Raw genomic sequence first — 11,411 nt, forward strand, 5'->3', positions numbered from 1 at the left:
CACGCGATGGTGAACCCGGAGTTTGCGCACTTCGACGCACAGATCGCCGATCAGCTGCTCAAATCAGCGAACACGGCCGGCGGGCTGTCGACGTTCCTGAACTTTCGACACACCGAGCTGACTGCTGGTCGGCTGGTGGCGGAGATGGACACCCGCGAGGATCTGCTGACACCGTTCGGCAATTTGCACGGCGGATGCCTGTCCGCGATGGTCGACCATTGCCTGGGAGTTGTCTTCTACCCCGTCATCTCGGCGGGATCGTGGGTCGCCACCACCGAATTCAAGCTGAACCTGCTCAGACCCGTGTCCATCGGGGTGTGTGTCGCCGTCACCCACATCGTGTCGTTGGGTAAGCGCAGCGGGGTGGCGCGCATCGACATCAGCAACGACGACAAGGCGGTCTGCGCCGCGCAGGGCACCGTCACGATCGTGAGCACCGCCGGCAACGGACGGTGAGCACCGACGTGGAGGGCAAAGCGTCATGACCTCGCTTGTGCGGCATCGGATCCGGACCGGCGACGGGATCACCCTGGCCGCGGACTACTACCACCACGACGGCAATCGTCGCGTTGTGCTGCTCCTGCACGGTGGTGGCCAGAACCGGCATGCCTGGAGCACCTCGGCCGCTCGACTGCACGCAGGCGGCTACGCGGTCGTCGCCTATGACACTCGCGGTCATGGTGACAGCGATTGGGACCCGGCTGGCCGGTACGACGTCGAGCGCCTGGCCTCCGACCTGGTAGCCGTTCGCGATCACATCAGCACCGACATGCCACCGGTAGTGGTAGGCGCATCGTTGGGCGGGATGACCATCCTGGCCGCACATCTGCTCGCACCACCGGACTTGTGGGGGGCTGTGGTCTTGGTCGACATCACCCCGCGACTGGAGTTTCAGGGCGCTCAGCGGGTCGTATCGTTCATGGCCGCACACCCCGAGGGCTTCCGCACCCTCGATGACGCCGCAGAGGTAATCGCCGCCTACAACCCGCATCGCGCGCGACCCGCGAACGTCGACGGTCTGCGCAAGGTGTTGCGACAACGTCACGACGGCCGGTGGATCTGGCGCTGGGACCCGGCCTTCGTCCATTCCAACTTCGAATTCCTCCACGATGAACCGGCATCGGGAACCGAGCAGTTCGACGCGATCGGTGCCCTGCTGAGCGATGGAGCCCGTCGCGTCACCGCGCCGACACTTCTCGTCCGGGGCCTGCTCTCCGACGTGGTCTCCCAAGAGACCGTCGACGACTTCCTGCGGCTGGTTCCGCACGCCGAGACCGTCGACGTGTCCGGCACCGGTCACATGATCGCCGGTCACGACAACGACGCGTTCACCGCCGCCGTCACCAACTTCCTCGACCGCTGCGCCCTCTAGGCCCGTACTGCTTCGAGCATGCTGCTGCCACGTACGACGCGGGCGGTTCGGGGATGTGTTCAGCTGTGCGACTGCGACTCCGAGCTGATCTACGCCTCGGAGGTCACGAGCGGCACTGCCAGTTTGTGGGGCGCATTGCGCGTCCGGCATGTCGTACGCGATTCGACCGGCAGCCGCATGAGCTCGGTCAAGCTTGCCCGCTGAGCAGTGTCCCGGCCCGTCGTCAGCAGCCGAGTTCTCCTCCAGCGGCAACGATGATGTCGATAGCAGCCGGTACTGATATCGCCAAGTCCTTCGTGACCATCGGAATGGCGTCGGAGGACGGGCGGCCGCCATGCGTCAACTGGCAAATCTTGTAGCCCTCGGTCAGCAGCTGCTGAGTCGTCAAATACGCCAGCCTGCTCTGGAGTCGCTCCAGGTAGCCGGCCTCATCAGCGCCCGCTGGGGGCGCGGCCACGACCCCGGCGCCCACAGCTATGACCAGCGCGACCACATGAAGGGCTCCCAGATCTGAGCGCCCTTTCCGAGACCTAGCCGCCCGAGGTACGCGGGAATCGCCCGGCGTGGTGAGGCGATGCGAATACGCAACGTGTTCGTCCATGGAGTCCGATCCTCTCGACACATCACTACGCTACATTTAGTAGCGTAGCGATACCATCAGTATCAATACATCCGAGCACTGGACGCGTGGAAGCACGGGCATCGCTGGAGCACGTGGGCTGCGCTATGGCGAGCGTTCGACTGTGTTCGTCCAACGGGGCGACCGTCGAGACGATGGGCCGTTCCGCTTAGCGGGATCGGGTGCTAGCGCGTTGCGGCCACCAGCTGGCTTCGCGCAGGAGCACGGCGATCGCGGGAACGGTGAGCGTGCGTACGACGAAGGTGTCCAGCAGCAGGCCGCAGCCGATGATGAACCCGGCTTGGATCATGATGGCGATCGAGCCGAACATGAGGCCGAGCATGCTGGCGGCGAAGATGATGCCGGCGGAGGTGATGACCGAGCCGGTGTTGGAGACGGTCCGCAGCACGCCGACGCGGATGTTGCGGGTGGATTCCTCCTTGAGCCGGGAGACCAGCAGCATGTTGTAGTCCGCGCCTACGGCGACCAGGATGATGAACGCCAACAGCGGTACCGGCCAGGCGATTTCATAGCCCAGGCCCCACTGGAAGACCAAGACCCCGATACCCAGCGAGGCGGCATAGTTGAGTACCACGGTGCCCAGCAGGTAGAGCGGGGCCAGCAGTGCGCGCAGGAGTAGGACCAGGATGAGGCCCACGATGAGCAGGGTGGCCGCGCCCAGTTGAAGGAAGTCCGCCGACAGTAATTTTTGGATGTCGGAGTTGACGGCGGGGAATCCGGCGACCGAGATGGTGGCCTGCGCCAGGGAGGTGTTGGGGCGGGCGGCCTCGGCGACGGTGACGATCTGGTGGGCCATGTTCATGGCGTTCATGCTGTAGGGGTCGTTGCTGGACTCGATGACGAACCGGGCGGTCTTGCCGTCGTGGGAGAGGAATTGTTTGGCCACATCTGCGAATTGGCGGTTCTCGAAGGCGGTGGAGGGCAGGAAGAACCCACTCGAGGTGTCCGAACCGGCGCTGGCGCGTGCAGAGTTCTGCAGTTGGGTGGCGATCTGGCTCATCCCACTAAGCATTTCGATGTTGCTGTCGGCCAGGGTGTGCACACCGGTGGCCAAAGCCTGTGCACCGGAGGCAAGTTGGCTGATGCCGTCTTGGAGGCGGCGGACGTTGCCGACCATGTCGGCGGGATTGCCGAGCGCCCCGAATGCCTTGTCCATAGAGGTGACGGCCTTCTGGACGTCGGCCAGGGTGCTGGCGACGGTCGCGTTCTGCCCGACGCGGTCACCGAGGCCGGCGACCTGGGTGAAGAACCCGGCGTCACGGAGGGTCACCAGGACGTGAACCTGGTCGCGGATCTGTGCACATTGTGGGGTGGTCGCACACCACGGCGAGGTGTTCAGGGCACCGACGAGGGGGTCGATGCTGGCGATCGCGCTGTCGGCTTGTTCGGCCAGCGGGCGCAGTCCGGGCCCGGAACGCAACGCTTGATCGACGCTGGGTGCGGCCACCGACAGTTGGGTGAGCAGCGGTCGGAGTTGCTCGACCTGGGGGCTCAGGGTTTGGGCCTGGTTCAGGAGGCCGGTCAGCGGGGTCAGTGCGGTGCGCAGGGTGGTGTCGAGTTGGGCCAGGCCGCCAGCGAGTTGGTCCGCGCCGCCGGTGAGCTTGGCCAGGTCGGCCTTGCGGGCGTTGCCGTCGGCCACCGCGTCCGCCATCTTGTCGCCGATTTGTCCGTTCTGCCAACCCAATTGGGCTTGATCCAGGCGGACACCGGTGGGCCGGGTGACCCCGGAGACCTTCGTGACACCGGGGACCTGCGCCACCCGGGAGGCCATCTCGTCCAGATCGGCGAGCCCCTTCCCGGTGCGCATGTCGATCGGGGATTCCACGACGAGGGCCTCGGTGATGACGATGTCCTTGCGGAAGTGCCGGTCCAGCAGTTGATAGCCCTCGTTGCTGGCCGTGGTGGCAGGTTGGCCCTTGCGGTCGTCGTAGCTCAAGGTCATCGTCGTGGCGACCGCGGACAGTGCCAGCAGGATGACCAGGCTGCCGACGAGGAGCGGCACCGGCTTGCGCACCACCGCGACGGCCACTGAGTTCCAATAGCGGCGGGTGCGGTCGGACTTGGGTTCACCGATGCCGCGCGTGGCAGCCAGTGCCAGCACCGGCGGAAGCAGTGTCACGGTGGCCGCGAATCCGACGAGCACGGCGACCGCGCAGGCCGGTCCCAGTCCGGCGAACACGCTGAGATGGGCGAACACCATGGCCGCGAACGCCAGCGCGACGGTCGCCGCGGAGGCCATGATGACCCGGCCGATGCTCGCGGTGGCGTGCACGACCGCCAGATCGGGGACAATTTGCGCGCGGCGCTGTTCGTGATAGCGACTGATCAAGAAGACCGTGTAGTCCGTGCCGGCGCCCAGCAGGATCGCCGTCATGAACGCGACGGTGAACTGTGACACCGGCATGCCCAACTCGCCCAGTCCGGAGAGCACGCCACGCCCCACGGCCAGGCTGATGCCGATCACCAACAAGGGTAGTAGCGCGGTGAACACCGACCGGTACACGATGAGCAGGATCAGCGCGATCAGTGCGGCCGTGGCGATGGAGATGAACAGCAGATCGTGTTCGGCCTCGGCGATCTGGTCGCTGAACGTGGCCGGTGGCCCGGTCACCCGCACGGTCGTCGAGGACCCGTCGAAGGACTGGGCGGCGATCGAGCGGACCGCGGTGACCGACTCGGCCGCGGTGGGGTCACCGAGCGTGCCGGCTACCCCGACCGGCAGATACCAGGCCTTGCCGTCCCTGCTGAGCGCCTGGGTGGCGGTCACCGGATCGGCCAGCAGGTCCTGGACCAGTAGGACGTGTTTGGTGTCGGCGCGCAACCGTGCCACCAGATCCGCGTACTGCCGTCGCGCCGAGGGTGTGAGCCCGGCTGGGTCTTCCATGGCGACGAACAGCATCGTCTTGGAACCCTGTTCGCCGAATGCCTCGCTCATCCGGTCGATCGTTTGAAACGACGCCACGTCCCGCGGAATCAGCTGGACGGACTGTTTCTGAACGACGGTCTCCAGCTGCGGGAACACCAGCGCCAGGACCACGGCCAATCCGACCCACGCACCGATCACCAGGGCCTTGTGCCGCACGGTGAATCGGGCCAGCGCGCCAAGGCGTTCGCTGTACTCCCCGGACGCTTTTGTCGGCGATGCCGCGCGTTCCCGCAGGCGTAGGGTCGCGGTGCTCGTCGAGTCCTGATGACTTCCTTCGGTGCTCAATGGCGCGCCCGCGAGGAGCCGTGTCCGAGCCGGAGTCTCGTTTCGTCGAGCCGGTTCACCCTGCGATCACCGAAGAGTCGGCAACCTGCTGGTCCTCGGGCAAGTCGTGGCGCACGACGCGGACTCGACCGTGCGGCAGACACGCCATGTAGCCGTGGTGTTTTCCGTACAACTCCCAAGCCGTGGAGTCCTGATCGGCGGTCACCGTGACGCTGTACCCGTTGGAGAACGCGACGTGCAGAGTGCCGTCGTCGTCGTACCCGGCGTGCGTGCAGATGCTTCCTGCAAAGTTCAGCAGTGGACGCTGGTGTGTGGGCACGTCACGGGGATCGATCATCACGTCTTCGGCGGGATGTACGCCCACCGGCGGGAGGGAGAGTCTTAGCGGCCGCGTGATGACCAATTCGTTGTAGTCCTCGAGACTCAACGCCAGGCCTTCGTTGAGACTTACACGCTGGACCTGACAATCTTCGATCCATTGGGTGAGCATGATGCCCCCTTCGTCGACCAGGATGATGATGAACGATACTCTCAGTATCGGTACGATATCAATAGTATCGTTAGGGACTGGGCGAGTGCCCTGGCCGACGGCCTAGGACTGTTCTCGTTCCATGTCCTCTTGGTCGCCGAGGATCAGCTCGATGCAGCGGTCGAGCCGGACAGCGGCGTCGGCGGCTGACGTGCCGTGACGGACCCACCTGATCAGGCTGGCCAGCCAGACATCCAAGATCACCAAGGCGAGCCGGTGCTGGTGAGGATTCGGCTCCCCGCCGGCGATCGCGACCCCGAGGAGGTGTTCGATGACTGCCGCGGCGTGTTCCACTTCGGCCAGGGCACTGGCGTCGGCGAACAGGAACGCACGGGTAACGGCTTCGGTCAGCGCGGGCTTGGAACGCCACTCCTCCTGAAGCCTCGCGTTCAGGTGCCCGAGGCGTAACCGCGGCGAGACACCCGCATCGGCCCAATCTCGCTCAGCGTCGAGCCGTTCGAACGCCCGCGCCAGGACGGCAACGAGGACGTGCGGCTTGGAGGGGAAGTATCGATAAAAGGTACCCACGGCGATCCCTGAGTCCGCGGCCACGGCACGGATCTTCACGACGTCGTATCCGCCGCCTACAGCAATATTCTCGGCACTATCAAGGATGAGCTCGCGCGTTCGAGCGATGCAGTCCAGACCGGGATTGTGGTCGAGCCCGTTTGTCTGCATGAGGTGATACCCATCTAGCCGGTGGGCCGCCGCGAGGCGGTGGCGGGCTCCGACTCAATCGCGAGCCAGTGAGCATGGAAGTATGCTCAGTATCGCAACGATACCGTTGGTACTATAGCGGCGTGGTGGACGGAATGAACACAGATTTCGGCAGACTGACGTGGTGTTGAACGATTCGCCGACGCCAGCGATAGATGGCGATGACGTCGATCCCCGTCGCACTAGGTCGCGCAACAGGCTGCTCGACGCGGCGGCGCACTTACTGAGCACCGGCGGGGTAGAAGCGGTCACGATAGAGGCGGTAACGAAAGCGTCAAAGGTCGCGCGCACGACCCTCTATCGACATTTCAAGAGTTCCTCGCATCTGCTTGCAGCCACCTTCGAACGCCTACTGCCTCAAGTCACCCCGCCGCCCCCAACCGCCGGATCGCTGCGCGACCGACTGGTCGAACTACTGGTCCGACAGGCGTCATTGTTCGCTGACGCGCCACTGCAGGTCACGATGCTGGCTTGGCTCGCACTCGGACCCACCTCACCCGCGGAGTCCGATGACGCGCAGTCATCCACGAAGGCCCTGCGCAGCCGCGTCGTGGAACAGTATCGACAACCCTTCGACGCGATTCTGCAAGGCGCCCGCGACGAGCTCAACGAACTCGACCTCGAACTCGCGATGTGCCAACTCGTTGGACCGCTGGCATTCGCCCGGATGACCGGACTTCAAGCGCTGACCCCACGCCACTGCGAACAGATCGTGGACGGCTTCCTCAAAGCTCACCACAATGAGCAGAAGAATGTTGCGGTGCACCAACATTCTTGATCGAAGGCAAGTTGCTTGCCGCAACCAGGTCACGCAATACCTCTAACCTGACCTGTGAGCCCTTTGGGGTTAGGCCGGGCGAAGTTCATGGCGGAGCAAGCCATCTCAGGCGCGCCGCTTCGCGCCGTCAAGCAAGCAGTTGCCCAAGAATCGTAGTTCGACGTGACGCTAAAATTCGATACCGTCACACTCGCGGCTGCGGCCTGCGCGCGACATTACGTCACTCACGCGCTGAAGGGACACACGAAATTTCCTGGCCGCGGCCGCGTCCGCTCGCCACGCGCGCTCTCGCGAGCCAACGCGTTCGTCTTGGGTCTCCATGAAACGCCGAATTATCCCGGGGAGCAGTTCACGGTCGGAGTGGCGGGCCTCGACGTGCATGGTGCGGGGACGGTCGTCGTTGGCGACGATGCCACGGAGGTGTTGTGCTGCCGAATATTTGGTGCCGCGTTGAAGGCGGTGAATCCCCCCTCCCGAACCAAGTTCCTCATCGCGGCGCTCGGCTTCCGCGCTGTCGCGGATGTAGATATAGGCCTGGTTGGTGTAGCGGCCGCGGGACATCGCAACGTACGCCATGGACCGAGTCGATGTGTCGGCGATGACGGCGTGGGCGGTGTCGGTGGTGACACCCTGTGCGGAGTGCACCGTGACCGCGTAGCCCAACGTGACGTCGCCCTTGAGGTAGTCGCCTTCGAAGGTGACGCGAGCATGGTCGGAGAGACGTTCGGCCGCAATCCGATTGGTCTCCGCGTCGATGGCGATGACCTGCCAGCGGTTGCCGTTACGCACCTGATCCACCCCGTCCGTGCGGGTCTGTCCCGCTCCACGTCGGAGCGCGATCGTGGCATCGTTGCGCCGGCTGACGATCAGATCTCCCACCCGAACTCGTTGGTCGCGGGCAGCCCGGGCGGTCGCGCCGGGTGCGGTGAGGGTGTCGTGCAGGCGTCGGTTTAGGGCATCGGCCATCTCCCAGGTATCGCAGACCAACAACGACTCCTTCCCCGCCTTCCGGTCGGTGAGGTATCCCTCCAGGGCGTCGGACGCCATGGCGACCGGGTCACCGGTGTGCAGTCGGTCGTGGGTGCGGTACCAACCGATCGCCTTGCGCAGTGGGTTGCCGTGCCCGGATCGCAACGCCAACGACGCGTGACGTTCCTCCGGGTTCCGCATCCGCCAGACCTCCGAGAGACGTTGCGCCCACGGCAGTTCGTCGCAGAGCTGCTCGAACATCCCGCCCCGCGACTTCACCGGCGCCAATTGATACGGATCCCCCACCAACACCACCTTCGCCCCGCCTGCGGTCGCCGCCGCCAAAAGCTCCCGCAGATCCGGGGTGGCCACCATCGACGCCTCATCGACCACCACAACGGTGCGCCGGTTCAACTCCAACTCGCCGCGGCGCAGGTGACCCAGCGCCTTGGCGATGGTGTAGCCCCGGTCCCCCGCCCCATCGTGCAACGCCTCGTCGACCGCCCTACCGGTGGGCGCAAGGACGAGCACCTCCCTGCCGTCGCGCGCGGCCGCGGTGTGCAGGGCACGCATGGAGTGCGTCTTGCCCGCACCCGCGGGCGCGGACAACGGTTGCACCAACCACGGTGAGGTACTGATCGCGGTGACCGCGCGCGCCTGATCGGTCGACAGGTCCTCGACGTCCTCGCGGCGAACGTCCAGACGCGAGCGGTTGTCCCGCTCGTCGACCATCTTCAAGATGTGCTGTTCTTCGTTGAGAATCTCCCTGAGGGTGAACTTCACGTGCCCCTCCCGATGATGCGCCTCCCGGGGCGCGGTGATCCGGATCCCGACCAGGTCCACTAGCTGCTCGATGACCTGCGCTGGTTCCCCCGGCGCGTCGACCGGCAGCCGCGCGCCGATCAGCTCGACCATGTCGGCGCGTGTGTATCCGGCCTTGCCGATGCCGGTCGCCGCCGCCAGGGATGCGCGGTCCAGTGGCAGCGTGCCGCGCTTGCAGACGCGGTCCGCCGTATCCGACTGCGCCGTGGGTGCTCCCGGCGCTGCGGTGGACCTGTCGTGCGCCGCGGCCAGCGCGCTGGTGCGCGCGGCGGCGGTGCGCAGCGCGCGCGCCTCCTGGTGTGCGGCGCGGTCCAGGTGCAGACCGCGGGCGTCGGCCCGCCAGTCGACCTTCAATTCCTCGAAGGACAAGGACTCGGGTTTGGCCGGGCGGGTGGCCTTTTGCGCGGCCGCCAACTGCGCCGCGGTCGGCTCCCCATCGACCACGACGAGGTTCTGGGCCGCCCATTCCCGCAGCCGGGTCGAGCGGCGCGACCACGCGGTGATGTCCTCCCGGGGGACGCCGGCGATCTCCGCCATCCCCGAATGCTCATCCACCGGTGCCCATTCGAAGCCCCGCTCGGTGTGCAGGTGATGGCGCAGGGTGGCCTGGTAGATCATCCCGGCGGCCTTCGCTTCGTGATACAGCGACTTGGAGTCGATGGACACCAGCTCGCCGTCGACGCGGGGTTGGCGGTTCGGGACGATGACGTGGGTGTGCAGGTGCGGATCCCCGCACCGCGACGTCTCGTGCTGATAGGCGATCCCCACCAGCCCCGGCAAGCGTCGCAGGTCCTTCATCCCGGTGACCGGGTTATGCACCCGGGTATACCCGGCATGCCGATGCAGATACGCCATCGCCGCGCTGATGGCGTGCTCGTGGGCGGCGGCGAACACCTTCTCCGCCACCGGATCGGTCAACACCCGCAACAGGGAGACACTCTTCGGGGCGGCGAACGTCAAGTCGAAACCGTGCACCCCCTTCTCACCGAACGCCCGCCCCCGCGCACCATTCGGCGCGATCCCGTCGTTCAACCATGTCGCCGCCATCTCGGTGTCGACCACCCCACCCGCTTGGGCACTCTCATCCAAGCCGCAGAGTTTGGCCACGGTGGGGGTATCACCGGTGAGCAGCCAGGTCGGGACCCGGGTGTCGGCCTCGGAATAGTATTCGCCCAGTCCACCATTGGCCCCCGCCGCGGTCATCGCCGACTGCTTGGCACGATTGGCGGTGTCGTTGTAGTAGCCGATGCTCCACCGCGTCAGCCGCGAAATCGTCAACACCCGTCCGACCACCGCTTCCGATGTCAGACCCCAAACCAGCTGCCCCGTAGATACTTTGAGTCGGATTCCCCAACCCGACCACACCAGTATTGCACCCTGTGCCAATGTGCCACTGCAGTTCCTTGGATGGGCGGGGTGATGGCGGATATCCGTAAGTATCTACGGCGTAGGGATTTTGGAGTGGATCGAAGAGGCTGTTGGCTGACGATGAACCGCTGGTTGTGGATGAATGGGGTGTGGGCGGTGGTTGGCACGGGGGTTGGCAATATGCTCATGGGTCGCGCCCGGGATGTTGGGAGACCTTCCTGAGTCGTCGTCGACACCGACGCAAATGCCACCACTTAGGGGCCGACGGTCGGCGGTCGGGCTTTGAAAAATAAGACACAAACGTGTCGTTCCTTGGGCTTACAGTGGTGGTAGCTGCTATGGGGGCGGTGGCTCAGCGCCACGGTGGCGAGGAGCGTCAAACCGGTTGTCGATCATGGCTTCCGGCGGCGAATCCCATACGCAAGGTTGGAGGTGGTCTCAGTGACCGACCAAGGGGAACTCATTACGGTCCAGGCCGCCGCTGATCGCCTCGCCGTGAGCCGGTGGATGATCTATCGCTTGATCTGGGATCAGCAGGTGAAGTCGGTACAGATAGGTCGGTGCCGCCGAATCATCCGGCAATCGCTCGACGAGTACGTCGCCGGCCTCATCGACGGAGCCGCGTGATGGCCAGCCGACCGCACAGGAGGCGCAATGCCAACGGCCAAGGCGGCGTCTACCGCCGCACGGATGGCCGATGGGAAGGCAAGTTCTTCGTCGACACTCCGGACGGGCGGCGCAGGCGGGTCAGCGTCTACGGCGATACCGAGCGCGAAGCACTCGACGAATTGAACAAGCTGCGCGACCAACAACGCCGCGGCATTCCCGTCGCGACGACGACACTGACCGTTGCGGAGTACATGGTGTACTGGCTGGAGCACATCGCGGAGCCCAGCATCCGAAGGACGACGGGTCTGCTGCACGAATAGGTGACATCTGAGTTGGCTTGCCCGGGACGGGTGGGCTGAGAGGATGTCCAAGTGCCCAGGCCCTATCCCCAAGAGT

10 protein-coding genes are annotated in these 11,411 nt (G+C 65.3%); 5 read left to right on the forward strand and 5 right to left on the reverse strand.

Translation table 11 applies throughout. The features are described 5' to 3' along the window. Window positions 1-6: 6 nt before the first annotated feature. Window positions 7-456, forward strand: coding sequence for a PaaI family thioesterase (locus ABZ195_RS18685; RefSeq protein WP_355220306.1), 450 nt, complete (start codon window positions 7-9; stop codon window positions 454-456). Between the two features lie 25 nt (window positions 457-481). Continuing rightward, entirely contained in the window at window positions 482-1,372 is an 891-nt protein-coding gene (locus ABZ195_RS18690; RefSeq protein WP_355220307.1) for an alpha/beta hydrolase, read from the forward strand. Between the two features lie 223 nt (window positions 1,373-1,595). Here ABZ195_RS18690 and ABZ195_RS18695 read toward each other — a convergent pair whose 3' ends face one another. From ABZ195_RS18695 to ABZ195_RS18710, 4 genes are all read right to left on the reverse strand, one after another. Further along, the gene (locus ABZ195_RS18695; protein WP_355220309.1) at window positions 1,596-1,973 is read right to left on the reverse strand and encodes a hypothetical protein; all 378 of its coding nucleotides are present in this window, start codon (window positions 1,971-1,973) and stop codon (window positions 1,596-1,598) included. Window positions 1,974-2,160: 187 nt separating this feature from the next. Next, on the reverse strand, window positions 2,161-5,172 hold the full coding sequence (locus ABZ195_RS18700; protein ID WP_355220364.1) for an MMPL family transporter: 3,012 nt from the start codon (window positions 5,170-5,172) through the stop codon (window positions 2,161-2,163). Window positions 5,173-5,278: 106 nt separating this feature from the next. After that, on the reverse strand, window positions 5,279-5,713 hold the full coding sequence (locus tag ABZ195_RS18705; protein WP_355220311.1) for a DUF6188 family protein: 435 nt from the start codon (window positions 5,711-5,713) through the stop codon (window positions 5,279-5,281). Between the two features lie 102 nt (window positions 5,714-5,815). Continuing rightward, window positions 5,816-6,430, reverse strand: a complete 615-nt coding sequence (locus ABZ195_RS18710; RefSeq protein ID WP_355220313.1) for a TetR family transcriptional regulator — start codon at window positions 6,428-6,430, stop codon at window positions 5,816-5,818. 166 nt (window positions 6,431-6,596) lie between these two features. Here ABZ195_RS18710 and ABZ195_RS18715 point away from each other — a divergent pair, with 166 nt between their 5' ends. Then, on the forward strand, window positions 6,597-7,247 hold the full coding sequence (locus ABZ195_RS18715; RefSeq protein WP_355220366.1) for a TetR/AcrR family transcriptional regulator: 651 nt from the start codon (window positions 6,597-6,599) through the stop codon (window positions 7,245-7,247). Window positions 7,248-7,415: 168 nt separating this feature from the next. Here the strand turns inward: ABZ195_RS18715 and mobF are convergent, their stop codons facing one another. Further along, window positions 7,416-10,319, reverse strand: coding sequence for a MobF family relaxase (gene mobF, locus ABZ195_RS18720; protein ID WP_355220315.1), 2,904 nt, complete (start codon window positions 10,317-10,319; stop codon window positions 7,416-7,418). Between the two features lie 528 nt (window positions 10,320-10,847). Between mobF and ABZ195_RS18725 the strand changes: the two genes are divergently transcribed. Together ABZ195_RS18725 and ABZ195_RS18730 are read left to right on the forward strand one after the other, a co-directional pair. Next, on the forward strand, window positions 10,848-11,033 hold the full coding sequence (locus tag ABZ195_RS18725) for an excisionase family DNA-binding protein (RefSeq protein WP_355220317.1): 186 nt from the start codon (window positions 10,848-10,850) through the stop codon (window positions 11,031-11,033). After that, a complete protein-coding gene (locus ABZ195_RS18730; protein WP_355220319.1) occupies window positions 11,033-11,335 on the forward strand; it encodes a hypothetical protein in 303 nt (100 codons plus the stop codon). Before ABZ195_RS18725 ends, ABZ195_RS18730 begins: the two co-directional genes overlap by 1 nt. Window positions 11,336-11,411 lie beyond the last annotated feature (76 nt).

The sequence above is a fragment of the Mycobacterium sp. NPDC006124 genome (genome assembly GCF_040614235.1).
Lineage (GTDB): Bacteria > Actinomycetota > Actinomycetes > Mycobacteriales > Mycobacteriaceae > Mycobacterium.

Excerpts from the sequence above, each read along its gene's own strand:
- ABZ195_RS18685 (WP_355220306.1), top strand. The coding sequence starts at position 7 with ATGGTGAACCCGGAGTTTGCGCACTTCGACGCACAGATCGCCGATCAG.
- ABZ195_RS18710 (WP_355220313.1), bottom strand. The coding sequence starts at position 6,430 with ATGCAGACAAACGGGCTCGACCACAATCCCGGTCTGGACTGCATCGCT.
- ABZ195_RS18705 (WP_355220311.1), bottom strand. The coding sequence starts at position 5,713 with ATGCTCACCCAATGGATCGAAGATTGTCAGGTCCAGCGTGTAAGTCTC.
- ABZ195_RS18730 (WP_355220319.1), top strand. The coding sequence starts at position 11,033 with ATGGCCAGCCGACCGCACAGGAGGCGCAATGCCAACGGCCAAGGCGGC.
- ABZ195_RS18690 (WP_355220307.1), top strand. The coding sequence starts at position 482 with ATGACCTCGCTTGTGCGGCATCGGATCCGGACCGGCGACGGGATCACC.
- ABZ195_RS18695 (WP_355220309.1), bottom strand. The coding sequence starts at position 1,973 with ATGGACGAACACGTTGCGTATTCGCATCGCCTCACCACGCCGGGCGAT.